Raw genomic sequence first — 23,709 nt, forward strand, 5'->3', positions numbered from 1 at the left:
TTTCTGCGTTAACGTCAATTCATCTTTGTCATCCAACTGAGATACTAGCAGACCAGACCGTGCCTGTCGCGGTCCCTGCCGATCGAATCGAGGGAGGAGCGATTTGATGATGCGATCCGAACATGGCGTCCGCATGCCCAGTTGCGGGGGCTTCTGATGGAAAGCCCGCGCATCGGACTGGCCTATCTGGCCCCCTATCTGATCGGACTGCTGGTCTTTACCGCGATCCCCTTCCTGGGCTCGCTGTATCTCAGCTTTACCGACTACAACCTGATCCAGTCGCCGGTCTGGTCCGGGATGGACAATTTCCGAGAGCTGATGAACGACCGCACCTTCATGCGGTCGCTGCGGGTGACGCTGCTCTACGTGTTCATCACGGTGCCCCTGAAGCTGGCCTTCGCGCTGTTCATCGCGGTGATCCTGAACTATCGCCTGCGCGCCATCGGGTTCTTCCGCACCGCCTATTACGTGCCCTCGATCCTGGGCGGGTCCATCGCGATCGCGGTGCTGTGGCGCTACATCTTCGCGGATGCGGGGCTGGTGAACATGGTGCTGACCGGCATCGGGCTGGAGCCCGTGAACTGGTTCGGCGATCCGGTCAACGCGCTGTTCACCATCAGCCTGCTGCGCACATGGCAGTTCGGGTCTGCGATGGTGATCTTCCTGGCCGCCCTGCAGGCAGTGGACAAGTCGCTCTACGAGGCGGCGGCCATCGACGGCGCGAACAAGTGGCACAGCTTCGTCCACATCACCCTGCCGCTGATCACGCCGGTCATCTTCTTCAACCTGATCATGCAGATGGTCCAGGCGTTCCAGGAGTTCAACGGACCCTACATCATCACCGGGGGCGGGCCGCTGAAATCGACCTATCTGCTGCCGCTCTACATCTATGACGAGGCCTTCAAGAACTTCAACATGGGCTATGCCTCGGCCATAGCCTGGGTGCTGTTCCTGATCATCATGGTGCTGACCGTGGTCGCGTTCTGGTCCTCGAAGAAGTGGGTCTATTACGCCGGCGACAAGAGGAGCTGACATGACCGATATCGCAACCGCCATCCCCGCCACTGCCGCGCCCGCCCACGAGGTCCGCGCCGCCCGCCTGTCCGCCTTCATCCGCTACACGCTGCTGACGGTGGTGGGGCTGATCATGCTCTATCCGCTGATCTGGCTGATCGGGGCGTCCTTCAAGACCAATTCCGAGATCTTCGGATCCATCGGCTTCATCCCCCGCGAGCCCACGCTGGAGGGTTACGTGAAGGGGTGGGAGACCTCGACCCCCTACACCTTCGGGCGGTTCTTCTGGAACACCTTCCTGATCATCCTGCCCAAGACCATCTTTACCGCGATCTCCTGCGCGCTGGTGGCCTACGGGTTCGCGCGCTTCGAGTTTCCGTTCAAGCGGTTCTTCTTCGCGACCCTGATCGCCACGCTGCTGCTGCCGAACGTCGTCACCCGCATCCCGCAATACATCCTGTTCCGGGACCTGGGCTGGCTGGATACCTATTTGCCGCTCTGGGTGCCCTCGGCCTTCGCGGGGGATGCGTTCTTCGTCTTCATGCTGGTCCAGTTCCTGCGCGCCATCCCGCGCGACATGGAGGAGGCCGCCCGCGTCGACGGCGCGAACAGCTTCCAGACGCTGATCCATATCGTCGTGCCCATGCTGCTGCCGGCGCTGATCTCGGTCATGCTGTTCCAGTTCATGTGGACGATGAACGACTTCCTCGGGCCGCTGATCTACCTGTCCTCGGTCGAGAAGTTCCCCGTCAGCCTGGCGCTGAAACTGTCGATCGACACGACCGAGGCGTTCGACTGGAACCGCATCCTGGCGATGTCGGTCCTGGCGCTGCTGCCCGCGCTGATCGTGTTCTTCATGGCTCAGAAATACTTCATCGAAGGCATCTCTGCCGGTGGGGTGAAAGGATAATCCGATGGCCCGTCTGCAAATCCGCAATCTTGAAAAGACCTATGCCAATGCCTTCAAGGCCGTCCACGGGATCAACCTGGATGTCGAGGATGGCGAGTTCATGGTGCTTGTCGGCCCCTCGGGCTGCGCGAAATCGACCACGCTGCGCATGATCGCGGGGCTGGAAAGCATCTCGGGCGGCGACGTGGTGATCGGCGACACGGTCGTCAATCGCCTGCAACCGGGCAAGCGCGGCATCGCGATGGTGTTCCAGAACTATGCGCTTTATCCGCATATGAAGGTCAGGAAGAACCTGTCCTTCGGCCTGCGCCTGCAGCGCGCCTCCAAGGCCGAGATCGAACGGCGCACCGCCGATGTCGCCCGCATCCTGGAGATCGAGCCGCTGCTGGACCGCCTGCCCAAGGAGCTGTCCGGCGGCCAGGCGCAGCGCGTGGCCCTGGGCCGCGCGCTGATCAAGGAGCCCAAGGTCTTCCTGTTCGACGAACCCTTGTCGAACCTGGACGCCAAGCTGCGCGCCTCGATGCGGGTGCGCATCACCGATCTGCACCGGCGGCTGAAGGAAGAGGGCATGTCCTCGACCGTCATCTATGTCACCCATGACCAGACCGAGGCGATGACCATGGGCGACCGCATCTGCGTGATGAAGGACGGCCGCATCATGCAAGTGGCCGATCCCAAGACGCTGTACGACCGCCCCGCCAACGCCTTCGTCGCGGGCTTCATCGGCAGCCCCGAGATGAACCTGATCGAGGGACGGCTGGACGGCGCAACCTTTCGCGTGGGCGACCAGGTGCTGGCGCTGCCGGACGAGTTGATGGCCCGCCTGCGCGGCTGGACGGGCTCTGCCACGCTTGGCATCCGCCCGCAGCATCTGCGGCTGAACACGGGGTCGGGCCTGACGGGCCGCGTGACGGGGGCCGAGTTCATGGGCCACGAGGTCGTGCTGCATCTGGACGTGGCGGGCGCGCGCATGGTCGCGGTGCTGCCCTCGGCCGATTACGCCGCACTGGATCGCGGCGCGGAAGTGCGGCTCGCCCCCGAACCGGGCACCGCGCATGTCTTTGACGGGGCAGGCGAGAATGTCTCGCTGCCCGTGCTGAACTGAGGGAGGGGACCCATATGAAACTGCTGACAACGACGATCCTGACGACCGGCCTGCTGGCGGGCGCCGTGCAGGCGGACGAGCTGCGCATGTCCTGGTGGGGGGGCGATGCCCGCCACGCGCAGACGCAGGAAGCGCTGCAAGTGTGCGGCACCAAGCACGGCCACCAGGTCGCCGCCGAGTTCACCGGATGGGCGGGCCATCAGGAGCGCATCACCACCCAGATCGCCGGCCGGACCGAGGCCGACATCATGCAGATCAACTGGCCCTGGCTGCCGCTGTTTTCCCGCGACGGCACGGGGTTCGCGGACCTGCGCGACTTCTCGGACATCATCGACCTCTCGCAATGGACCGAGGAGCAGCTGGCCGGGGGCGAGATGAACGGCGTCCTGAACGGCTTGCCCGTGGCCGAGACGGGGCGGGTCTATTTCTTCAACAAGACCGTCTTCGACGCCGCGGGCCTGCCCCTTCCCACCAATTGGGACGAGGTCCGCACGGCCACCGGCCAGCTGGGCGAGGGCGTGCTGCCCTTCGAGGCGCAGGGGCTGAACGCGATCTTCCTGGTGTCGACCACCGTCACCCAGATGACCGGCAAGGACCTGATCGACGCCCAGACCACGACCGTCGCCTGGACCCCCGAGGAGCTGGCCGAAGGTATCCGCTTCTACCTGTCGCTGGTCGATGATGGTGCGATCCGCAGCTGGCAGCAGGTCGCCGGCGAGGGCAATATCGAGCTGTTCGAGATGCGCCCCTGGGCCGATGGCCGCATCGCGGGCACCTATGAGTGGGATTCGGCCTATGCCAAATATGCCGATCCGTTGGGCGATCAGGACCTGGTGCCGGTGCCGATCCTGCAGGTGGATGGCGCGGTGAACGACGGCACCTATCGCAAGCCCTCGATGCTGCTGGCGATCTCCGCCCGGTCCGAGAACCCGCAGGCGGCGGCGCAGATCATCGACTGCCTGATGAACGACCCCGAGGCGGTCGACATCCTGGGGGATTCGCGCGGCCTGCCCGCCAGCCGCGCGGCATCCGAGCGTCTGGCCGCCGAGGGGGGGATCGATCCGAACGTCGCCGCCGCCCATGATCTGGTGCTGGCGGGCAACGGCCCCGTGCCCTCGCCCCTGAACGAGCATCCCAAGGTGCGCGAGATCTTCGGCGATTACCTGGAGGCCGCCGCTTACGGCCAGATCGAGCCCGAGGATGCGGCGCTGGAGATGATCGACGAGATGAACCGCGCGATCCGCAGCTTTCGCTGACACCCCCCGGCGGCCGTGATCCCCAGGCCGCCGGTCCCTTTCGAGGAGCGTTCCATGGACATGGACATCGTGGCCGCGACGCCGCGCGCGGTCGCCCTGCGACTGGCGGTGCCGGGTGGTCTGTATCATCTGCCCGCGCCGCTGGACTGGCGCGTGACCGGGCCGGGTCTGGACCGGCGCGGCACCACTAACCGCGTGGTCACGCCCTTTCACGACCTGCCCCCCGGAACCGCCCTGCGGATCGAGGTGGCGGGCTTTGCGGCCCTGACCCTGACCACGCCGCCCTGCGCGGGCACGGTCACGCTGGATGATCCGGGGCGTGCGCAGGCCCTGCTGGACGCGCTGCCCGATGGCGGCACGCTGATCGTGCCGCCGGGCCGCTGGCAGGTGGCGCCGCTGCTGATCGGGTCCCACCGTCACCTCTATCTGGCGGTGGGCGCCGAGCTGGCCGCCCCCGACACGCGTGACGGCTGGCCGATCCTGACCGCGGCGCAGGGGGGCAGCTGGGAAGGCCTGCCCGAGGCCTGCCACCGCGCGCTTCTGACCGCGCTGGACGCTTGCGACATCTCCATCGCCGGTCCGGGCCGGGTAGATGGGGGTGGCGCGCGCGGCGACTGGTGGTCCTGGCCCAAGGAGACGCGCCATGGCGCGCGCCGTGCGCGGCTGCTGCATCTGGTCGGTTGCCGGGACGTGACCGTGCTGGGCCCGACCTTCGTCAATGCGCCCAGCTGGACCCTGCATCCCTGCCACTCGCAGCGCCTGATCTTTGCCGCGCTCAGGGTCGAGAACCCGCCCGACAGCCCGAACACGGACGGTCTGAACCCCGAAAGCTGCACCGATGTCACCATCGAGGGCGTGCATTTCACGACCGGCGACGACTGCATCGCCATCAAGGCGGGCAAGCGGACGGATGACGGGAACGGCGACCACTTGGCCCCCACCCGCGACATCCGCATCCGCCATTGCCGGATGGAGCGCGGCCATGGCGGCGTCGTCATCGGGTCCGAGATGTCGGGCGGCGTCACCGATGTCCAGGTCAGCCGGTGCGAGATGCAGGACACCGACCGTGGCCTGCGCATCAAGACCCGGCGCGGGCGCGGCGGAGAGGTCGCGCGCATCTCCATGACCGACTGCCATCTGGACGGGGTCGAGACGGTGCTGGCCATCAACGCCCATTACGCTTGCGACCATGACGGCCACAGCGCCGCCGTGCAGTCGCGCGACCCGCAGCTGGTGGGGCCGCTGACGCCCCGCATCCGGGACATCACCCTGACGCGCATCCGCGCCGACCGCGTGCGGCTGGCCTTCGTCGCCTGCCTGGGCCTGCCGGAACAGCCGGTGACGGGCGTGGCGATCCGCGATGTCGCGGTCAACTTCGCCCCCGCCGCCCCGGCGGTGCCGCTGATGGCCGACGGGCTGCGCGCGGTCAGCGCCGCGGGAATTCTGTCCGAACATTGCGTTCTGACCACCGATGCCGACCTGCCCTCGGGCCCTCTGACAGCCAAGGATTTCGCCCCATGCTAGACTATTTCGACGCCTTCGCGACGCGCTACCGGCCCTACAAGGGGGGCGCATGGTGCTATGAGGACGGCTGCATCTATCGCGGGCTGCAGCTTCTGTCCGAGGCGACGGGCGAGGCGCGCTGGCGGGACCATCTGCTGCGGCTGGCCCAGGCTCAGGTGGCGCCCGACGGCACCCTGTCGGGCTATGATCCACTGGAGTACAACATCGACAACATCCTGGCCGGGCGGGTGCTGTTCGCGCTGGACCGCTGGACCGGCGATCCGCGCTGGATGCGCGCGGCGCGGCAGCTGGGCACGCAGCTGGCGGATCACCCGCGCACGGCGGGCGGCAGCTACTGGCACAAGAAGATCTATCCCTGCCAGATCTGGCTGGACGGACTGTACATGGGCCTGCCCTTCCAGATCGAGCTGGGCCGGCACCTGGGCGACCAGCGGCTGGTGCAGGATGCCTTGGCGCAGCTGCGCGAGGCGATGGCGCTGACGGCGCGGCCCGACGGGCTCTATGCACATGGCTGCGACACGTCGCGGGCGCAGGACTGGGCCGACAAGGCGACGGGGCAGTCGGCCTCGGCCTGGGCGCGGGCCTTGGGCTGGCAGGCGATGGCGCTGGTGGATAGCGCCGCGCTGACCGGCCTGCAGACCTTCGCCGCAGCCGGGCTGGAGGCGCCGACCCGCGACCTGCTGGCCCGCATCGCGGTCCTGCAGCGCGACGACGGCGGCTGGCTGCAGGTGATCGACCAGCCGGATCTGGCAGGGAACTATACCGAGAGCTCGGCCTCGGCGATGTTCGCCTATGCGCTGAACGGCGCCGTCGGGCTTGCCCCCGCGGGGGCTCCGGAAGCTGCGGCACGGGCGCTGCGGTTCCTGGAGGGACGGCTGCGCCATGACGGGCAGGGCGCGGGCTTTGGCGGTATCTGCCTGGTCGCGGGCCTGGGCGGATTTTCCGGCGTCTATCGCGACGGAACCCCGGCCTACTACCTGACCGAGCCGGTCGTGGCCGACGACGCCAAGGGCACCGGCCCGCTGATGATGGCCGCCGCGCAGGCGATGATGGCGGCGACGGAGCGATCCACCCGGGTCGCCTCGGTGGGGTAGGGGGGCGTCGGCCGACGGACGCCCTCTGAGGACCGAGATGCTTGGATCGGTCGCAAGGGGACGTCGTTGCCAGGCTCGGCGTTGGCGGGTGACGTCTTCTTGGCCTGCCGAAATGAAGCAGTGCGGGTGCACCTGGCCGTGCAGGGCGTGTCGAAGCGGTTCACGAGGGCGACGCGGATCGGGGCGTCGGGGCGTGAGATGACCTTCACTGCCCGGATGTCATTGGTGACCTCATATCCATGGGCAAGTGTCCGCGTGATCCTCGCATCTTGCGGCCGCGGCGTCTACGCGGCCTTACAATCAGGCATGATGTGACACTCAGCCGACCCATCATCGATGCCCTCCTGACGAAACCGCGCTATTGACAGGCTGTATGGTAACGTTATCATAAATCCTGGGAGAGAGCTTGGTTGGGCTCGATGAGGGAGAGATTCGATGCGGGCTGCCATCGAGGCGCTATGGCGCGCGATAGACATCATCATGGCCGTGCTGCTGGCGGGGATGATCGCGCTGGTGTTTCTGAACGTCGTGATGCGCTATGGCTTTTCCAGCGGGCTGCGCGTCACGATCGAGCTGTCGCGGCTGTGGTTCGTGTGGGTCGTCATGCTGGGCGCCGCCGTCGTGCTGCGCCGGGGCGAGCATCTGCAGCTGTCCGAATTTTCCGAGGCGCTGATGCCGCGCTTCGTTCCGATCCTGCGGCGGATCTGCTGGGCCATCGTGCTCGTTGCCGTCATGATGCTGTTCGTGGGCGCGTGGCGGCAGACGCTGGCCAACTGGAACAACATCTCTCAGCTGACCGGACTGCCCTCGGGCCTGCTGTATCTGTCGGGCGTCGTCTCGGCGGCGCTGATGGCGGCTATCGCGCTCGCGCGGATCTTCGGGCCCGACCACGGCCCCGCCGGCACAAACCCCGAGGTGCATTGACATGACGCTCTTCATCTTTCTGGGCGTGCTGTTCATCGGCATCCTGGCAGGCCTGCCCGTGGCCTTCGCGCTGCTGCTGTCGTCGATGGCGCTGATGGTGCACATGAACCTGTTCAGCGCCGATATCCTGGCGCAATCGCTGATCAACGGCGTGGACAGCTTCCCCCTGCTGGCGGTACCGTTCTTCCTGGTCGCCGGAGAGGTGATGTCGCGCGGCGGGCTGTCCACCCGCATCGTGGCGCTGGCCATGGCGCTGGTCGGGCACCGGCGGGGCGGCTTGGGCTATGTCGCGATCCTGACCGCCATCGTGCTGGCGGGGCTGTCGGGATCAGCGGTGGCCGACGCGGCGGCCCTGGTGTCCATCCTGTACCCGATGATGCGCAAGGCCGGATACCCCGAGGGGCGAAGCCTTGGCTTGCTGGCCTCGGGCGGGATCATCGCGCCGATCATTCCGCCGTCGCTGCCGCTGATCCTGGTGGGCGTGGCGGGCAACATCTCGATCGCCAAGCTGTTTCTGGCGGGCATCGCGCCGGGGCTCATGATGGCGGCCGTGCTGGTCACCATCTGGACCATCATCATGCGCGGCGAGGAAATCGAGACCCTACCCAAGGCCAGTGGCGCCGAACGCTGGACTGCGCTGCGCGAAGGCATCTGGGCCCTGTTGCTGCCGGTCATCATCATCGGCGGCATCCGGTCCGGGGCGTTCACGCCCACCGAGGCTGCGGTGGTCGCCGCCGTCTATGCCATCGTCATCTCGACGTTTGTCTATCGCGAGCTGACCTTCCAGACCTTTGTCGAGGTGCTCATGCAGGCAGGCCGGTCCACTGCGATGGTCATGTTCCTTGTTGGTGCCGCGATGGTCGCCGCCTGGCTGATCACGGTGGCGCAATTGCCCCAGCAGCTGGCCACTCTCCTGCAGCCGCTGATCGACAGCCCGCGCCTTCTGATGCTGGTCATCATGCTTCTGGTGCTGGCGGTGGGCATGGTGATGGATCTGTCGCCGACGGTTCTGATCCTGGTGCCGCTGCTGATGCCGGTCGTGCGCATGGCGGGCATCGACGAGGTCTATTTCGGCCTCATGTTCATCCTGAACTGCTCCATCGGACTGATCACGCCTCCGGTGGGCACCGTCCTGAATGTGGTCTGCGGCGTGGGGCGTGTCCCCATGAGCCAGGCCGTGCGCGGGGTCGGGCCCTTCATCCTGGGGTATATCGTGCTGTTGGGGCTGTTCATCCTGTTTCCGCAACTGATCACCGTGCCCGCCGCCTTCATGGCGGGCTGACCTGACATTCTTGAGGGAGGATCCTATGACCACACTGTTCCGCACCACCTGCCTGGCCGCTGCCCTGTCGCTGGCCGCGATGGCCGCCCAGGCACAGACCACCCTGCGTCTGGCCCATGCCGCCCCCGACACCGACCTGCAGCAGACGCTGGCGCTGTTCATGAAAGAACAGCTGGAGGAGCGCAGCGGGGGCGAGATCACCGTCACGATCTTTCCGCAGGGCCAGCTGGGCAACGACACCGCGATGGTGGACGGCACGCGCTCGGGCATCATCGACGTGGTGATGACCGGTCTGAACAACCTGACCGGCCTTGTCCCCGATGCAGGCGCGTTCGAACTGCCGTTCATCTTCCCGACCCGCGCGGACGCCTATGCCATCCTGGACGGCGAGGTGGGTCAGCAGATCAGCACTCAGTTCGAGGGGCACGGCTTGAAGATGCTGGGTTATCCCGAGAACGGCTATCGCAACATGACCAACAACAACGGACCGATCGTGGAGCCAGGCGACGTGGCCGGGCTGCAGATGCGGGTCAACAACTCGAAGGCACTGTCGGACATGTTCCAACTGCTGGGCGCGACGCCCCAGCAGATCCCGGTGGCCGAGCTGTACACCGCGCTGGAAACCGGCGTGGTCGACGCGCAGGATCACCCGGTGGGCATCGTGCAGTCCTTCAAGTTCGAGGAGGTGCAAGACTACCTGTCCCTCACCCAGCACGCCTACTCGCCCCTCGCTCTCGCCATCAACCTGAACAAATTCAACGGTCTGCCGGAGGATCAGCAGGCGATGATCACCGAGGTCGCCGCCGAGGCCGTCCAGATGCAGCGCGGCCTGGCGGAGGAGCGTGAGGAGGAGATGCTGGCTGATCTGGAATCCAAGGGCATGCAGACCAACCGGGACGTGAACGCCGCCGCCTTCCAGGAGGCCGTGCGCCCGGTCTGGGACAGCTTCATCGCCGAGAACGGCGACGAGATCGTCAACGCGATCACCGGCGAATAAGCCGGAGGACCGGTTGCCCTACGCCCCCGAACTGCTGGCCCGCGTCAGCAATTCGGGGGCGATGCGTATTGTGGCGGGCTGGGACAGTGTGCCGTCCAGCGCCTGCAGGATCAGGGATGCGGCATCGGACCCGATGCGGCGGGGAAACGGATCGATCGTGGTCAGCGGCGGCACGCAGATGGCCGCGATCTCGTAATCGCCAAAGCCCGCGATGGCCACCCGGCCCGGCACATCGACCCCCTGTCGCTGACATTCCGTCAACGCGCCGAACGCCGACAGGTCGGACACGCAGACGACAGCATCCGTATCGGGCAGGCGGGCCAGCAGATCGGCCATCGCTGCCGCCCCCTCGGCCATGGAAATCGGCGGCGGTCCTGCATCAATCAGGCGCGTGGTGTCCAGCCCGTGCCGTTGCATTGCCGCCACGAAGCCTCGCCGCCGGTCCGTGCCGCGTGTGTCGCGGGCGGCATCGCCCCCGATGAAGGCGATCCGCCTGCGCCCCTGGGAGACCAGATGATCGACCAGCGTTCCCATGGCGGCGGCATTGGAGAAACCCACCACATGGCCGATGGGCCGGTCGGGCAGGTCCCAGATCTCGATCACCGGAATGGCGGCCTTGTCCAGCAACGCGCGGCTGCGGTCGGTATGGGTACCGCCGGTGACGACCATCGCCTCAGGGCGACGCCGCAGCAGTTGCGCGATCAGCGTTTCCTCGGCCTGCACGTCGTAATCGGTATAGCCTAGCAGGATTTGCAGCCCTCGCGCGCGCAGACCATCCGACAGCCCGCGCACCGTATCGGCAAAGTTGGCGTTGTTGATCGAGGGAATGGTCACCGCCACGAAGTCCGACCGCTGCGAGCGCAGGGCGGATGCGGTGCTGTCGAAGACATAACCCAGATCCTCGGCCGCCTTCATCACCGCCGCCTGAGTTGCCTCGCTCACCGTGCCGTCGGCCTTGAAGGCGCGGCTCACGGTCATCGGCGACACCCCGGCCAGCCGGGCGATGTCGATCATGGTGGGGGCGCGGCGGGGCACGGGCGGGGCTTTCCAAGGATGGTATCGATCCCGTCCACTAGGACAGGATCGATACGGTCAATTCAAGCGGTCAGATCGTGATCATGCGCGGCCGTGACGTGATGGTGTATGCGCCCCTCGAAATACTGCGCCAGGACCGCCTCGGTAGCGGCTTTGGCACGCGCACGCACGGGGCTGGCCAAGGCGGCCTCGACCGTCTCCAGATCGGGATAGCTGATCGCCAGGATCATCGGGATCTCGGGCGCGCCCTCGTCGCGGGATTGAGCAAAGTTGACGCGCACGGCCAGCGCGCCGGGGAAAGCGTTCCATTCCGGCAGGACCTGAGACAGGATCGCCTGGCGGAAGGCGTCCTCCTGACCGTCGTGGATGCGGCCCTCGAACAGGGCGAAACGTGTGATCATCGGCTGGCCTCCTTGGCAAGCGGGTTGGGAAAGAACTCCATCAGCGCGGCCTGATCCTGATCGCCCAACCCTTGGGCGGTCAGCAGGCGATGCACCTCGGCGCACAGTGCGGTCAGGGGCATCGGGGTATGGGTCAGCCGTGCCAGATCCTGCGCGCCGTTCAGGTCCTTGACCATGTTGTCGATCCGGCCCGTGGGGCGGTAGTCGCGCGCGGCAAAGCGGGGCATGTATTCCTGCAGGATGGCACTGTCGGCGCGACCGCCCGCCAGGGCTGCGGGAATGCGGGCGGCATCGACACCGGCCGCTTTGGCCAAGGCGGTCGCCTCGGCCACGGCCAGGAAGTTCAGTCCGCACAGGACCTGATTGATCAGCTTGGTCGTCTGGCCCGCCCCGGCATCGCCCATCCGCGTCTGGTTCGAGGCGACCTGCGCCAGCACCTGCTGCGCCTCGGCCACATCGGCCTCGGCGCCGCCCTGCATCAGGGTCAGATGGCCGGTCGCGGCCTTGGGCGCCCCGCCCGACAAGGGGCTGTCCACCCATCGCAACCCCAGTTCCGCCGCGTCATGGGCGAGCGCTTGCGTCGCCGTGGGGTCGATCGAGGACATGTCGATGATCAGCGTGCCCGACGCCGCTCCCTCGGCCACGCCGCCGGAGCCGAAGACTGCCGCGCGTACGATGCGGGGCGCGTTCAGCGACAGGATGACGGCCCGAGCCCCCTGCGCGGCCTCGGCGGCGCTGCGGGTCGCGATGGCGCCAAGTGCGGTCAAAGGCTCCATTGCCGCAGGGTTCATGTCGAAGACGCGCAAGGCGGTGCCGGTCGACGCCAGCCGTGCGCCAATGGCGCCGCCCATGGCGCCAGCGCCGATCAGGGCAATGGTCAGAGTCATGTGGATTTTCCTTGCAGGGCTGCGGCGGCGGCCTCGACCAGCGTCTCCAGCGGTTGCGTGATGTCGAGGGGTATGGCCTCGTCGGCGGAGGGGACCTCCAGCGTCGCCAGCTGGCTGTCCAGGAGGGCAGGCGGCATGTAATGCCCCGCGCGCCCGGCCATGCGGGCGGCGATGACCGCGCGCGGGCCGGTCAGGTGCAGAAAGCGCAGCGGCCCCCCGGCGCCCGCGCGCAGGCGGTCCCGATAGGCGCGGCGCAGGGCGGAACAGCCGATGATGACCGGCGCGCGGCCGTCCAGCATCGCGGCCACCCGGTCCAGCCAGGGCCAGCGGTCCGCGTCGGTCAGGGGAATACCCGCCGCCATCCTGTCCACGTTCGCCGCCGGATGCAGGTCGTCGCCGTCCAGATAGGGGATGCCCAACCGCTCCGACAGCGCCTGCCCGACGCTGGTCTTGCCGGTCCCGCTGACCCCCATGATCACGACGCGCAGGGTCACAGCGACGCCGTGATGCCGCCGTCGACATAGAGCACGTGCCCGTTTACGAAGCTGGACGCGTCCGAGGCCAGGAACACGCAGGCGCCGACCAGCTCCTCGACCCGGCCCCACCGTCCGGCGGGGGTGCGCTTCTCCAGCCAGGTGGTGAATTCGGGATCGGCCACCAGCGCGGCGTTCAGCGGCGTGTCGAAATAGCCCGGCGCGATGGCGTTGCAGGTCAATCCGTGGCGCGCCCAATCGGTGGCCATGCCCTTGGTCAGGTTGCCCACCGCGCCCTTCGTCGCCGTGTAGGGCGCGATCGAGGGCCGCGCGAGGGCCGTCTGCACGCTGGCGATGTTGACGATCCGCCCCGCGCCGCGTCCGATCATGTGCCGCGCCACCGCCTGACCGACATTGAAGACCGAGGCCACGTTGGTCTGCAGCAGCTGCTGGAAGGCGTCCGCGGGAAACTCCTCCAGCGGCGCGCGGAACTGCATGCCGGCGTTGTTCACCAGGATGTCGATGGCGCCGTGCTCCGCCTCGAAGCCGTCCACGGCCGCGCGCACGCCCGCATGGTCGGTCACGTCGAAGGCCAGCACCTGCGCGCCCGGGATCCGGTCCGCGGCCTGCGCCAGCTTCGCGGCATCGCGCCCGTTCAGCACCACCTGCGCACCCGCCTCGGCCAGACCGTTCGCCAGGGCCAGGCCGATGCCCTGGGATGACCCGGTGATCAGCGCCCGGCGTCCGGTCAGGTCGAAAAGTGGGTGGCTCATGATGTCCTCCGTTGTCCCTACGCCTGACAATTGTCTCTCGACAGCAAGGGCGTCAAACGGTTATGGTATCGATACCAAACACTGTCAAGCCATTCCGCCCGGAGGAACCATGTCCCGTCCCGAAATCCTGCAGACCGGCCCCTATCCCGCATGGGATCAGGATCCGCTGGACGCCCAGTTCACCGTGCATCGCCTGTTCGAGGCTGATGATAGGGCGGCCTTCCTGGCCGAGCATGGCCCTCATGTCCGGGCGATTGCCACCCGCGGCGAGTTGGGTGCAGATGCGGCGATGATCGCCGCCTGTCCGCAACTCGAGGTGATCAGCGTCTACGGCGTGGGCTTCGATGCCGTCGATCTGGAGGCGTGTCGGGCGCGCGGCATCCGGGTGACGAACACGCCTGACGTGCTGACCGCGGATGTTGCCGACCTGGGGGTGGCGATGATGCTCGTGCAATCACGCGGCATGATCGGGGCCGAGCGGTGGGTCCGCGACGGGTCCTGGGCGGAAAAGGGTCTGTACCCGCTGCAGCGCAGGGTCTGGGGCAAGCGAGCGGGCATTCTGGGCCTCGGCCGGATCGGGTTCGAGGTCGCTAAGCGCTTGCAGGGCTTCGACATGCAGATCAGCTATGGCGAGGTCTCGCCCCGCAATCACGCTCATCCCGACTGGCAGTTTGTGGCCGACCCGGTGGCCTTGGCCGCGCAATCCGACGTGCTCTTCGTGACGCTGGCCGCATCCGCCGCCACGCGCCATATCGTGGGCCGCGAGGTGATCGAGGCGCTTGGCCCCGAAGGTATGTTGGTCAACATCTCGCGCGCATCGAACATTGACGAAACTGCCTTGCTGGATGCGCTGGAGGCGGGCCGCCTTGGCTCTGCTGCGCTGGATGTGTTCGAGGGCGAACCGGCGCTGAACCCCCGCTTTCTGGCGTTGAAGAACGTGCTGCTGCAGCCGCACCACGCCTCGGGCACGTATGAAACACGGCAGGCCATGGGCCAACTGCTGCGCGACAATCTGACGGCGCATTTCGCGGGCCAACCGCTGCCCACGGCGGTGCTGTGATGCGCGCACTTGTCATTCACGCCGCCCACGATCTGCGCATTGAGGATCGACCCGACCCGACCCCCGGCCCGGACCAGCTGTTGCTGCGCCTGGCCGTGGGGGGGATCTGCGGGTCCGACCTGCATTACGTCAACCATGGCGGCTTTGGCGCTATCCGACTGAAGGAACCGATGATCCTCGGCCACGAGGTCTCCGCCCATGTCGAGGCTTTGGGTGAAGGCGTGACTGGGTTCGCGCCCGGCCAGCTGGTCGCCGTATCGCCCTCGCGGCCCTGCGGGGATTGCCGGTTCTGCCATAAAGGACTGCCGAACCATTGCCTGAACATGCGGTTCTATGGCTCGGCCATGCCGTTCCCGCATGTGCAGGGCGCATTTCGGGAATTGCTGGTGGCAGATGCCGCGCAATGCGTGGACGCGACCGGGCTGACGCCGGGACAGGCGGCCATGGCCGAACCCCTGGCGGTCACCCTGCATGCTACCAAGCGCGCGGGTGACATGCTGGGCGCGCGGGTGCTGGTGACAGGCTGCGGACCGATCGGCCTGCTGTCGATCCTGTCGGCGCGGCGCGCGGGGGCGGCTGAGGTCGTGGCCGCAGATCTGTCGGACTACACGCTGGATCTCGCCCGCCGGGTCGGTGCGGATCAGATTGTGAACCTCAAGACCGATCCCGACGGTCTGGCGGGCTTTGCCGCCAACAAGGGCCATTTCGACGTACTTTACGAATGCACCGGGGCGCAGCCCGCGCTGGTGGCGGGGATCGCTGCGATGCGCCCCCGCGGCATCGTGCTGCAACTGGGTCTGGGCGGCGACATGAGTCTGCCGATGATGATGCTTACTGCGAAGGAACTGGATCTGCGAGGCAGCTTCCGCTTCCACGAAGAGTTCGCCACCGGCGTCGCCCTGATGCGGCAAGGCCTGGTCGACGTGTCCCCGCTGATCAGCCACACCCTACCACTGGACCGCGCGGCCGAGGGGTTCGCTTTGGCCTCGGATCGGAGCCGTGCCATGAAGGTGCAGATTGCCTTCTAAACGAGAATTGGGCGCAGGAGGTCGGACCTGTCGCTAAACTCTGGCGATTGACGAGGTACTGATCTCAATGACGAAACGGAAGCCCGGTGCATCCGGGGAGAGCTTCGTTGACCGTCAGTCAGCCTCGGGCGCCCCGGGGATGTCGTCGCGCACCCGTTCCCACGCCAGGCTCAGATGCCGCCCCAGAATCTCGGCCAGCCGGTCGGGATCGCGCGATTCAAGCGCGGCGATCATCTCTTCGTGCTCGGCCACGGCGCTGGCCCATTTCTCGGCCCCCTCATGGCCGATGAAGCGGACGCGCTTGAGCCGGGTCTGCAACCGGGCATGCACCTCGGACAGGGCGACATTGTCGGCCAGCGCGACGATCCCGGTATGGATTGCCTGGTTGACCTTGTAATAGGCCAGCCGGTCGCGGCGCGCGTAGTGGGCCAGCATCTCGTCATGCAGGGCGCGGATGCGGGCGATGCCTCGGTCGTCGGCCAGCCGGCAGGCCAGCGCCCCCGCCTGCTGTTCCAGCATGCGGATCACCTCCAGCATGTCATGGACCTCCTTGGCGCCGAAGCTCTTGACGACCGCGCCCCGGCTTGGAACCAGCTCGACCAGCCCCTCGCTGGCCAGGTACTTGATCGCCTCGCGCAGGGGCGTGCGGGACACGCCCAGCTGCAACCCGATCTGGCCCTCGTTCAGGCGCGCGCCGGGGGGTAGATGCCCCTCGATGATCATGTCGCGCAGGCGGATCAGGATGGCCTCGTGCAGCGGCAGCCGCTCGATGCGCTGCTCGGCCGGATCCGACAAATCGATCTGCGCCATGTCCGATCCCTTCATCGACCCCCTGTCCCGTCTGGCTATTGCCCCGGGATCGGCAAGTCAATGCTGCCCTCTGTGTGCTGTATACAGAATTATTGATACGGTGTTTTCGTCGTGCTAGCAAGATCGCACAAGGGACAGAACCTGATTCGGGGAGGGATCGATGACCGGCACATTGCACTGGACGCCCCAGGCTTGGCCGATCGCCGCGGCGATGATCCCGTTCCCGGGACGGCAGCGCGACGGCACGGTGGTGCAGGACGCCGATGCCCGGGTCTGGGCGGGTGATCTGCATCAGGTCGCGCTGGCGGGCTTCGACGCGGTCGATCCGACCGATTCCTGGCTGCGGGTGGCGGACCTGACCCCGGCGCGGCGGGCCGAATTCACCGCGATCTGCGCCGATCTGGGCCTGACGGTCCCCGCCATCTCGACCTCGCGGCGCAGCGTGATCGACTCGGTGCAGGGCGACGATCACTTGGCCTATTCCCACCGCGTCATCGACTGCGCCGCCGACCTGGGCATTGGCCATGTCAGCTTTGGCCTGTTCGGTCCGCTGACCGAGGCGCAGCAGAAAGCACTGTGGTTCTGGACCGAGGCCGGGGCGCCCGTCCCCGACGATGCCGACACCCGCAGCCGCGCGGTGACCCGCATCCGCGACCTAGCCCGCCATGCCGAGACTTGCGGCGTCTCGATCGCGCTCGAGATGTACGAGGACAGCTATCTGGGCACCGCGCGCGAGGCGGTGCGCTTTCTGACCGACGTCGACCACCCCTCGGTCCGGCTGAACGTCGATATCGGCAACCTCATCCGCCTGCACCGCCCCGTCGAGCCCTGGGCCGAGATGATCGAGCTGTGCGCGCCCCATGCCGGCTACTGGCATGTCAAGAACTACTACCGGATCGAGGACCCCTCGGGCGTCACCATGACTCATCCGGCACCTCTGCTGGGCGGCACGATCAACTGGCGCGCGACGATCGAGCGGGCGCTGGACCTAGGTTTCGCCAGCCCGTTCCTGGTCGAACATTACGGCGGCGACGGGCTGGCGGTCTGCGCCCTGAACCGGGACTATATCCGCAGCATCCTGTCGCAGAGAAAGGCCCGCGATGACCTCCGTCCTTGACCGCCCAGAAGATTTCGCCGCCACCGCACTTGCGGGCTTCTGCGCGGCCCATGCCGATCGCGTCCTGCCCGTCCCCCATGGCGCGATCCGCGCCACGGCCAGCGCGCCGGGCAAGGTCGCACTGGTCGTGGGCGGCGGGTCGGGCCACTACCCGGCCTTCCTGGGCTATGTCGGCGCGGGCCTGGCCGATGCGGCGGTGGCGGGCGATGTCTTCGCCTCGCCCTCGACCAGCGCCATCGCCGGGGTGGCGCGCGCCGCCGAGGCCGGGGGCGGCGTGATCCTGGGCTTTGGCAACTATGCGGGCGACGTGCTGAATTTCGGCGCCGCCGCCGAACGGCTGCGGGCCGAAGGCATCCCCGCCCGCATCCTGGCCGTCACCGACGACGTGGCCAGCGCCGCCGCCGATGACCGCGCGCGCCGGCGCGGCGTGGCGGGCGACCTGCTGGTCTTCAAGATCGCCGGCGCCGCCGCCGAGGCGGGCCTGGATCTGGACGCGGTGATGGAGGCGGCCCTGCGCGCCAACCGTGCCACTGTGTCCTTCGGGCTGGCCTTCGACGGCTGCACCCTGCCGGGTCACGTCGCGCCGCTGTTCACCGTTGATCCGGGCCAAGTCGCCCAGGGCCTGGGCATCCACGGGGAGCCGGGCATCCGGACCCAGTCCCTGGTTCCCGCCGCCGACCTGGCGCGGATGCTGCTGGACCCGCTGCTGGCCGAACGACCCGCAGGCCATGACGGGCGCGTGGCCGTGGTGCTGAACGGCCTGGGCCGCACCGCCGCCGAGGAGCTGTTCGTGCTGTGGCACCATCTGACCGGCCTTTTCGCCGAACACGGCCTGACCCCGGTCGCGCCGGAACTGGGCGAATTCGTCACCAGCCTGGACATGGAGGGCTGCTCCCTGTCGATCCTGTGGCTGGACGACCAGCTTGAAACCCTGTGGCGCGCGCCTGCCGACAGCCCGGCCTTCCGCCGCGGTTCGGTGACCGAGGGCGCCCGCCGCGCGGCGACGACCGAGACCGTCCAGGCGGCGGCCGTCGCCCAGGGCTCGGAGGCCGCGCGCGCCGCCGCCCCTTGCATGGCCGAGGCGATCGCCGAACTGGCCCGCGCCCTGGCCGAGGCCGAGGACGAGCTGGGCCGGATCGACGCCATCGCGGGCGACGGGGATCACGGTCAGGGCATGGCGCGCGGTTCCGCCGCCGCGGCCGAGGCCGCACGTCTGGCGCTGTCCGACGGCGCGGGCGCGGGCACGGTGCTGGCGCTGGCCGGCGATGCCTGGGCAGATCGCGCCGGCGGCACCTCCGGCGCGCTCTGGGGCGTGGCGCTGCGGGCCTGGGGCCAAGTGCTGGGCGACCGGCAGGCCCCCGACGCCGCCCGCATCGCCCAAGGCGCGCGCGCAGGCCTGACGGCCGTCACCCAGCTGGGCGGCGCCGCCCCGGGCGACAAGACCCTGGTCGATGCCTTCGCCCCCTTCGTCGAGACGCTGGAACGCACCGCCGCGCACGCTCCCCTGCCCCAGGCCTGGGCCGACGCCGCCCGCGTAGCGACCGAGGCCGCCGAGGCGACCGCCTCGCTGTCCCCCCGGCTTGGCCGCGCGCGGCCCCTAGCCGAACGAAGCTTTGGCCATCCCGATGCGGGCGCCGTGTCGCTGGCGCTCTGCGCGCGGGTGGTGGGGCAGATGCTGGCCCGCCGCGGCCCGCCCGACTGACATCCCTGCGGCGCGGCCTTCAGGTCCGCGCCGCTCCATGACCACAGACCGACAGGAGGACTGCCCATGCGCATCGCGCTTGCCATCGGGGATGCCGGGGGCGTTGGCCCCGAACTGGCCGCCAAACTGCTCTGCCACCCCGAGATGGCGGACCATGACATCATCGTCGTGGGCTGCGCCTCGACCCTGGCGATGGGGGCGCGCCATGCGGGCGTCCAGCTGGACCTGCCGGTGATCGGCGCGGATCAGGTCGGGCCCGACATGCCTGCGGGCCATGTCCTCCTGGATCTGGCCAACGGCCCCGCCGATCAGGTGGTGCTGGGCCGGTCCGACCCCGCCACGGGTGTCGCCTGCCTGCAGAACTTTGCCTGCGTGCTGCAGCTGGCGGCCTCGGGCATCGCCGACACGGCCATGTTCACGCCCTTCAACAAGCATTCGATGCGGCTGGCCCGCCCCTCCTATGTCGACGAGATCGGCTTCATCAACGCCATCCTGAACGCCCCCCGCAGCGGGCGGGAGTTCAACGTGCTGGACGAGGTCTGGAACGCCCGCGTCACCAGCCACATTCCGCTGCGCGAGGTGGCCGATGCGCTGACCACCGACTGCATCCTGTCCAGCCTGCGCCTGACGGCCGAAGTGATGGCCGGGGCCGGCAAGCCCGGCGCGCGGATCGGCGTGGCGGCGCTGAACCCCCATGCCGGCGACGGCGGCAATTTCGGGCATGAGGATGACGAGATCCTGGCCCCCGCCGTGGCGCAGGCCGTGGCCGAGGGCATCGACGCCACCGGCCCGATCCCCTCGGACACGGTCTTCGTGCGCGCCATCCGGGGCGAATTCGATGCGGTCCTGACCATGTATCACGACCAGGGCCAGATCGCGATGAAGCTGATGGGCTTCGACCGGGGCGTCACGCTGATCGCGGGCTACGGCTTTCCGATCGTCACCCCGGCGCATGGCTCGGCCTTCGACATCGCGGGGCAGGGGCGCGCTGATCCGGGCGCCACGCTGATGGCCGCGCGCCTTGGAGTCGATCTCGCCCGCCTGAACCCCGATCGCGGTCCGGCGCGTGCGCTGCCCGCAGGCTGGGCCGACACCCATGCCGCCATGGCCGGCCAGTAAGGGGCCGCCATATCACACACCCGCGCCATGCGGCGCGGGTCAACCTTGAGGGAGGAGACCCAAGATGACCCTGAAATCCGCACTGATCGCCGCCACCGCCATCGGCGCTGCCAGCCCCGCCCTGGCAGAATGGGCGCCCGCCCGCCCGATCGAATTCGTCGTGGCCTCGGGCGCCGGAGGCGGCACCGACAACTTCGCCCGCACCATCCAGTCCGCGATGACTCGGAACGAGATCGTGGACCGCAACATGGTCGTGCTGAACAAGGGCGGCGGCTCGGGCGCCGAGGCGTTCCTCTATGCCCGCCAGAACGCCGCCGACCCGCACAAGCTGATCTTCGGCACTAACAACGTCTACCTGCTGCCGCATGTGGCCCAGCTGGCCTATTCGGTCGAGGACCTGCAGCCCGTCGCCGCCCTGGCGCTGGACGAGTTCCTGATCTGGGTCAAGGCCGACGCGCCCTGGCAGACGCCGATGGAGCTGATCGAGGCCGCCAAGGCGGAACCCGGCAGCATCGTCTTTGGCGGCAGCCAGTCCAAGGACACCGACGAGACGCTGGTTGCCTTGATCGAACAGACCACCGGGGCGGACTTCAAGTACATCCCCTTCAACGGCGGCGGCGAGGTCGGCGTGCAGCTGGCGGGCGGCCATATCGCCGCCAACGTCAACAACCCCAACGAGAACATTGGCCAGTGGCAGGCGGGCGCGATCCGGCCGCTCTGCGTCTTCTCTCCGCAGCGGATGGCGGAAAGCGCGCCCGTCAGCGGCGACATGGGCTGGCACGACATCCCCACCTGCGCCGAACAGGGGCTGGACATCGAGCGCTACCAGATGCCGCGCACCGTCTGGCTGCCCGCGGGCACCGACCCCGAGGTGGTAGCCTATTACCAGGACGCCCTGACCCGCGTGGCCGAGACGCCCGAATGGCAGGACTATCTGGCCAAGACCTCGCAGACCGCCGCCGTGCTGACCGGCGACGAGCTGGACGCCTTCATCGCCGAGAACGAGGCCGCCACGGTTACCGTCTTCGAGGCCGAGGGCTGGGTCGCGGCCGCGGCCCAGTAAGGACCGGACCGGCAGCCGCGCCCCGCGCCCGGCTGCCGGCACCACGGGCGGGCCGCAGGCGCCGGCCCTTGCGGGAGGGGAGGGACCATGACCGTCAAACGATATCATGCCGAAATCGGCACGGCACTTGTCACCGGGGGGCTGGGCGTGGCCGCCATCCTCGGCGCCGCCCAGCTGGGCGTGGGATGGAGCGATCACGGCCCGCAGGCGGGGTATTTCCCCTTCTGGGTGGCGATCGTGCTGATCGCGGGCAGCCTGTGGAACCTGGCCCGCGCGGTCCTGGCCCATCGCCAGGCCGCCCGCACCCCCGCCGATCCGCTGGACGACCCCGAGGATCCCTTCCTGCCCGCGGCCAACCTGCGCCGCATCGCGGTCTTCTTCGGCGCGATGACGGCCTTCGTCCTCGGCACGCTGGTCATGGGCATCTATGTCGCCGCCACCGCCTATATCGGCTGGAGCGCGTGGAAGCAGGGCGGATTCCGGCTGTGGGTGGGCCTGGGCCTGGGCGCGGCCTTCGCCGTCACCCTCTATGCGATCTTCGAGATGATCTTCCAGATTCCGCTGCTGAAGGGGCCGATCGAGCCGCTTCTGGGCATCTATTAGGGGGCCGCGACCAATGGGCAATTTCGACATGCTGATGCACGGGTTTTCCATCGCGATCACCCCGACGCATCTGATGCTGATGGTGGCGGGCGTCCTGATGGGGCTGGTCGTGGGCGTGCTGCCGGGACTGGGGGCGCCCAACGGGGTGTCGCTGCTGATTCCGCTGACCTTCGCGCTGGATCCGACCTCGGCCATCATCCTGCTGTCCTCGATGTACTGGGGGGCGCTTTTCGGCGGCTCGACCACCTCGATCCTCTTCAACATCCCCGGAGAGCCATCCTCCGTCGCCACGACCTTCGACGGCTATCCGATGGCGCGGAACGGCGAATCCACCCGCGCGCTGACGCTGGCCTTCGTGTCGTCCGGGGTGGGGGCGCTGATGGGCATCATGGTCATCACCCTGCTGGCCGGATGGGCCTCGCAATTCGCGCTGAAATTCGGCGCGCCGGAATATTTTGCGGTCTATTTCCTGGCCTTCGCCGCCTTCATCGGCATGGGCAGCGCCTCGCCCGGCAAGACGCTGGTCTCGCTGACCACCGGCCTGATCCTGGCCTCGGTCGGCATGGACACGGTCACCGGCTCGATCCGCCTGACCTACGGCTTCTCGGACCTGCTGGGCGGGGTTAGCTTCCTCGTCGTCGTCATCGGCCTCTTCGGGATCGGAGAGCTGCTGTCCACCGTGCAGGAGGGGCTGCGCTTCCGTGGCGTCTCGTCCAAGATCGACCTGCGCGACGTGCTCAAGACCCTGGCCGAGCTGCCGAAATACTGGGCCACGACCCTGCGCTCGGGCCTGATCGGCATCTGGATGGGCATCACGCCGGGCGGGCCCACGGCGGCCAGCTTCATGTCCTATGGCGTCGCGCGGCAGGCCAGCCGCAAGGGCGCGCCCTTCGGCACCGGCCGCCCCGAGGGGATCGTCGCCCCCGAGACGGCGGATCACAGCGCCGGCACCTGCGCCATGCTGCCGATGCTGGCGCTTGGCGTGCCCTCGTCGGCCACGGCGGCGGTGATGATGGGCGGTCTGATGATCTGGGGCCTGACGCCCGGTCCGATGCTGTTCGCGACCCAGCCCGATTTCGTGTGGGGCCTGATCGCCAGCATGTACGTGTCGAACCTTCTGGGCGTCATCCTGGTGCTGGCCACCGTGCCGATGTTCGCGGCGCTGCTGCGCATCCCCTTCACCATCATCGGGCCGATGATCGTCGTGATCTGCTTTGTCGGCGGCTACACCGTCTCGGGCGCGACCTTCGATCTGTGGCTGGTACTGGTCTTCGGCCTGGTGGGGTTCGTCTTCACCAAGCTGGACTATCCGCTGGCGCCGCTGATCCTAGCCATGGTCCTGGGCCACAAGGCCGAGAACGCCTTCCACCAGTCGATGCTGCTGTCGGACGGCTCGCTTGGCATCTTCTTCGCCAACCCGCTGGTCACCGGCATCATGATCGTCGCGCTGGCGCTGCTGATCGTGCCCAAGACGCTTGGCCTGGCGCTGCACCTGCGCCGCCGCGGCATGCCCGTCGAATGAGGACACCTAC

At 68.0% G+C, this 23,709-nt stretch carries 23 protein-coding genes; 17 read left to right on the forward strand and 6 right to left on the reverse strand.

Annotation, left to right across the window (positions count from 1 at the left end; all coding sequences use genetic code 11):
* The first annotated feature begins 156 nt into the window (after positions 1–156).
* From E4191_RS23340 to E4191_RS23380, 9 genes are all read left to right on the forward strand, one after another.
* The gene (locus E4191_RS23340; RefSeq protein ID WP_139616648.1) at positions 157–1,032 is read left to right on the forward strand and encodes a carbohydrate ABC transporter permease; all 876 of its coding nucleotides are present in this window, start codon (positions 157–159) and stop codon (positions 1,030–1,032) included.
* 1 nt (position 1,033) lies between these two features.
* On the forward strand, positions 1,034–1,924 hold the full coding sequence (locus E4191_RS23345) for a carbohydrate ABC transporter permease (protein ID WP_139616649.1): 891 nt from the start codon (positions 1,034–1,036) through the stop codon (positions 1,922–1,924).
* A gap of 4 nt (positions 1,925–1,928) precedes the next feature.
* Positions 1,929–3,029, forward strand: a complete 1,101-nt coding sequence (locus tag E4191_RS23350; protein WP_139616650.1) for an ABC transporter ATP-binding protein — start codon at positions 1,929–1,931, stop codon at positions 3,027–3,029.
* A 14-nt stretch (positions 3,030–3,043) separates the two neighbouring features.
* The gene (locus tag E4191_RS23355; protein ID WP_139616651.1) at positions 3,044–4,285 is read left to right on the forward strand and encodes an ABC transporter substrate-binding protein; all 1,242 of its coding nucleotides are present in this window, start codon (positions 3,044–3,046) and stop codon (positions 4,283–4,285) included.
* A gap of 54 nt (positions 4,286–4,339) precedes the next feature.
* Positions 4,340–5,809: a polygalacturonase PglA gene (gene pglA / locus E4191_RS23360; RefSeq protein WP_139616652.1), complete on the forward strand. Its 1,470-nt coding sequence runs from the start codon at positions 4,340–4,342 to the stop codon at positions 5,807–5,809.
* Positions 5,803–6,903: a glycoside hydrolase family 88/105 protein gene (locus E4191_RS23365; protein ID WP_139616653.1), complete on the forward strand. Its 1,101-nt coding sequence runs from the start codon at positions 5,803–5,805 to the stop codon at positions 6,901–6,903. Before pglA ends, E4191_RS23365 begins: the two co-directional genes overlap by 7 nt.
* Before the next feature lie 435 nt (positions 6,904–7,338).
* On the forward strand, positions 7,339–7,827 hold the full coding sequence (locus tag E4191_RS23370) for a TRAP transporter small permease (RefSeq protein ID WP_139616654.1): 489 nt from the start codon (positions 7,339–7,341) through the stop codon (positions 7,825–7,827).
* 1 nt (position 7,828) lies between these two features.
* Positions 7,829–9,109 carry a TRAP transporter large permease subunit gene (locus E4191_RS23375; protein WP_139616655.1) on the forward strand — a complete coding sequence of 427 codons (1,281 nt, stop codon included), beginning with the start codon at positions 7,829–7,831 and terminating at the stop codon, positions 9,107–9,109.
* 25 nt (positions 9,110–9,134) lie between these two features.
* Positions 9,135–10,106 carry a DctP family TRAP transporter solute-binding subunit gene (locus E4191_RS23380; RefSeq protein ID WP_139616656.1) on the forward strand — a complete coding sequence of 324 codons (972 nt, stop codon included), beginning with the start codon at positions 9,135–9,137 and terminating at the stop codon, positions 10,104–10,106.
* An 18-nt stretch (positions 10,107–10,124) separates the two neighbouring features.
* On the opposite strand, the gene E4191_RS23385 is transcribed toward E4191_RS23380, so the two are convergent.
* The 5 genes from E4191_RS23385 to E4191_RS23405 form a co-directional block, all read right to left on the reverse strand.
* On the reverse strand, positions 10,125–11,120 hold the full coding sequence (locus E4191_RS23385; RefSeq protein WP_139616710.1) for a LacI family DNA-binding transcriptional regulator: 996 nt from the start codon (positions 11,118–11,120) through the stop codon (positions 10,125–10,127).
* Between the two features lie 83 nt (positions 11,121–11,203).
* Entirely contained in the window at positions 11,204–11,542 is a 339-nt protein-coding gene (locus E4191_RS23390) for a hypothetical protein (protein ID WP_139616657.1), read from the reverse strand.
* The gene (locus tag E4191_RS23395; RefSeq protein ID WP_139616658.1) at positions 11,539–12,429 is read right to left on the reverse strand and encodes an NAD(P)-dependent oxidoreductase; all 891 of its coding nucleotides are present in this window, start codon (positions 12,427–12,429) and stop codon (positions 11,539–11,541) included. Before E4191_RS23395 ends, E4191_RS23390 begins: the two co-directional genes overlap by 4 nt.
* The gene (locus E4191_RS23400) at positions 12,426–12,923 is read right to left on the reverse strand and encodes a gluconokinase (protein ID WP_331459690.1); all 498 of its coding nucleotides are present in this window, start codon (positions 12,921–12,923) and stop codon (positions 12,426–12,428) included. Before E4191_RS23400 ends, E4191_RS23395 begins: the two co-directional genes overlap by 4 nt.
* Entirely contained in the window at positions 12,920–13,675 is a 756-nt protein-coding gene (locus E4191_RS23405) for an SDR family oxidoreductase (protein WP_139616659.1), read from the reverse strand. The genes E4191_RS23400 and E4191_RS23405 overlap by 4 nt, the downstream gene beginning before the upstream one ends.
* A 109-nt stretch (positions 13,676–13,784) precedes the next feature.
* Between E4191_RS23405 and E4191_RS23410 the strand changes: the two genes are divergently transcribed.
* A complete protein-coding gene (locus tag E4191_RS23410; protein ID WP_139616660.1) occupies positions 13,785–14,735 on the forward strand; it encodes a 2-hydroxyacid dehydrogenase in 951 nt (316 codons plus the stop codon).
* A complete protein-coding gene (locus tag E4191_RS23415) occupies positions 14,735–15,763 on the forward strand; it encodes an L-idonate 5-dehydrogenase (RefSeq protein WP_139616661.1) in 1,029 nt (342 codons plus the stop codon). The genes E4191_RS23410 and E4191_RS23415 overlap by 1 nt, the downstream gene beginning before the upstream one ends.
* A 114-nt stretch (positions 15,764–15,877) precedes the next feature.
* On the opposite strand, the gene E4191_RS23420 is transcribed toward E4191_RS23415, so the two are convergent.
* Positions 15,878–16,573, reverse strand: a complete 696-nt coding sequence (locus E4191_RS23420) for a GntR family transcriptional regulator (RefSeq protein ID WP_139616662.1) — start codon at positions 16,571–16,573, stop codon at positions 15,878–15,880.
* 160 nt (positions 16,574–16,733) lie between these two features.
* Between E4191_RS23420 and E4191_RS23425 the strand changes: the two genes are divergently transcribed.
* The 6 genes from E4191_RS23425 to E4191_RS23450 all read left to right on the forward strand — a co-directional run bounded on the left by E4191_RS23425 (position 16,734) and on the right by E4191_RS23450 (position 23,699).
* Positions 16,734–17,690: a sugar phosphate isomerase/epimerase family protein gene (locus tag E4191_RS23425; RefSeq protein WP_139616663.1), complete on the forward strand. Its 957-nt coding sequence runs from the start codon at positions 16,734–16,736 to the stop codon at positions 17,688–17,690.
* Entirely contained in the window at positions 17,674–19,392 is a 1,719-nt protein-coding gene (locus tag E4191_RS23430; protein WP_139616664.1) for a dihydroxyacetone kinase family protein, read from the forward strand. The genes E4191_RS23425 and E4191_RS23430 overlap by 17 nt, the downstream gene beginning before the upstream one ends.
* A gap of 66 nt (positions 19,393–19,458) precedes the next feature.
* Complete coding sequence (locus E4191_RS23435) at positions 19,459–20,511, forward strand: 4-hydroxythreonine-4-phosphate dehydrogenase PdxA (protein ID WP_139616665.1); 1,053 nt, start codon at positions 19,459–19,461, stop codon at positions 20,509–20,511.
* A 64-nt stretch (positions 20,512–20,575) separates the two neighbouring features.
* Entirely contained in the window at positions 20,576–21,574 is a 999-nt protein-coding gene (locus tag E4191_RS23440) for a Bug family tripartite tricarboxylate transporter substrate binding protein (protein WP_176562878.1), read from the forward strand.
* Between the two features lie 87 nt (positions 21,575–21,661).
* The gene (locus E4191_RS23445; protein ID WP_139616666.1) at positions 21,662–22,177 is read left to right on the forward strand and encodes a tripartite tricarboxylate transporter TctB family protein; all 516 of its coding nucleotides are present in this window, start codon (positions 21,662–21,664) and stop codon (positions 22,175–22,177) included.
* A 13-nt stretch (positions 22,178–22,190) separates the two neighbouring features.
* On the forward strand, positions 22,191–23,699 hold the full coding sequence (locus E4191_RS23450) for a tripartite tricarboxylate transporter permease (RefSeq protein ID WP_139616667.1): 1,509 nt from the start codon (positions 22,191–22,193) through the stop codon (positions 23,697–23,699).
* Positions 23,700–23,709 lie beyond the last annotated feature (10 nt).

The sequence above is a fragment of the Paracoccus liaowanqingii genome (assembly GCF_004683865.2).
Lineage (GTDB): Bacteria > Pseudomonadota > Alphaproteobacteria > Rhodobacterales > Rhodobacteraceae > Paracoccus > Paracoccus liaowanqingii.

What these genes read in the sequence shown, in the direction of transcription:
- E4191_RS23375 (WP_139616655.1), top strand. Translation starts at nt 7,829, where the DNA reads ATGACGCTCTTCATCTTTCTGGGCGTGCTGTTCATCGGCATCCTGGCA.
- E4191_RS23425 (WP_139616663.1), top strand. Translation starts at nt 16,734, where the DNA reads ATGACCGGCACATTGCACTGGACGCCCCAGGCTTGGCCGATCGCCGCG.
- E4191_RS23415 (WP_139616661.1), top strand. Translation starts at nt 14,735, where the DNA reads ATGCGCGCACTTGTCATTCACGCCGCCCACGATCTGCGCATTGAGGAT.
- E4191_RS23380 (WP_139616656.1), top strand. Translation starts at nt 9,135, where the DNA reads ATGACCACACTGTTCCGCACCACCTGCCTGGCCGCTGCCCTGTCGCTG.
- E4191_RS23355 (WP_139616651.1), top strand. Translation starts at nt 3,044, where the DNA reads ATGAAACTGCTGACAACGACGATCCTGACGACCGGCCTGCTGGCGGGC.
- E4191_RS23390 (WP_139616657.1), bottom strand. Translation starts at nt 11,542, where the DNA reads ATGATCACACGTTTCGCCCTGTTCGAGGGCCGCATCCACGACGGTCAG.
- E4191_RS23420 (WP_139616662.1), bottom strand. Translation starts at nt 16,573, where the DNA reads ATGGCGCAGATCGATTTGTCGGATCCGGCCGAGCAGCGCATCGAGCGG.
- E4191_RS23370 (WP_139616654.1), top strand. Translation starts at nt 7,339, where the DNA reads ATGCGGGCTGCCATCGAGGCGCTATGGCGCGCGATAGACATCATCATG.
- E4191_RS23450 (WP_139616667.1), top strand. Translation starts at nt 22,191, where the DNA reads ATGGGCAATTTCGACATGCTGATGCACGGGTTTTCCATCGCGATCACC.
- E4191_RS23345 (WP_139616649.1), top strand. Translation starts at nt 1,034, where the DNA reads ATGACCGATATCGCAACCGCCATCCCCGCCACTGCCGCGCCCGCCCAC.
- E4191_RS23435 (WP_139616665.1), top strand. Translation starts at nt 19,459, where the DNA reads ATGCGCATCGCGCTTGCCATCGGGGATGCCGGGGGCGTTGGCCCCGAA.
- pglA (WP_139616652.1), top strand. Translation starts at nt 4,340, where the DNA reads ATGGACATGGACATCGTGGCCGCGACGCCGCGCGCGGTCGCCCTGCGA.
- E4191_RS23340 (WP_139616648.1), top strand. Translation starts at nt 157, where the DNA reads ATGGAAAGCCCGCGCATCGGACTGGCCTATCTGGCCCCCTATCTGATC.
- E4191_RS23365 (WP_139616653.1), top strand. Translation starts at nt 5,803, where the DNA reads ATGCTAGACTATTTCGACGCCTTCGCGACGCGCTACCGGCCCTACAAG.
- E4191_RS23430 (WP_139616664.1), top strand. Translation starts at nt 17,674, where the DNA reads ATGACCTCCGTCCTTGACCGCCCAGAAGATTTCGCCGCCACCGCACTT.
- E4191_RS23410 (WP_139616660.1), top strand. Translation starts at nt 13,785, where the DNA reads ATGTCCCGTCCCGAAATCCTGCAGACCGGCCCCTATCCCGCATGGGAT.
- E4191_RS23445 (WP_139616666.1), top strand. Translation starts at nt 21,662, where the DNA reads ATGACCGTCAAACGATATCATGCCGAAATCGGCACGGCACTTGTCACC.
- E4191_RS23405 (WP_139616659.1), bottom strand. Translation starts at nt 13,675, where the DNA reads ATGAGCCACCCACTTTTCGACCTGACCGGACGCCGGGCGCTGATCACC.
- E4191_RS23440 (WP_176562878.1), top strand. Translation starts at nt 20,576, where the DNA reads ATGACCCTGAAATCCGCACTGATCGCCGCCACCGCCATCGGCGCTGCC.
- E4191_RS23350 (WP_139616650.1), top strand. Translation starts at nt 1,929, where the DNA reads ATGGCCCGTCTGCAAATCCGCAATCTTGAAAAGACCTATGCCAATGCC.
- E4191_RS23385 (WP_139616710.1), bottom strand. Translation starts at nt 11,120, where the DNA reads ATGATCGACATCGCCCGGCTGGCCGGGGTGTCGCCGATGACCGTGAGC.
- E4191_RS23395 (WP_139616658.1), bottom strand. Translation starts at nt 12,429, where the DNA reads ATGACTCTGACCATTGCCCTGATCGGCGCTGGCGCCATGGGCGGCGCC.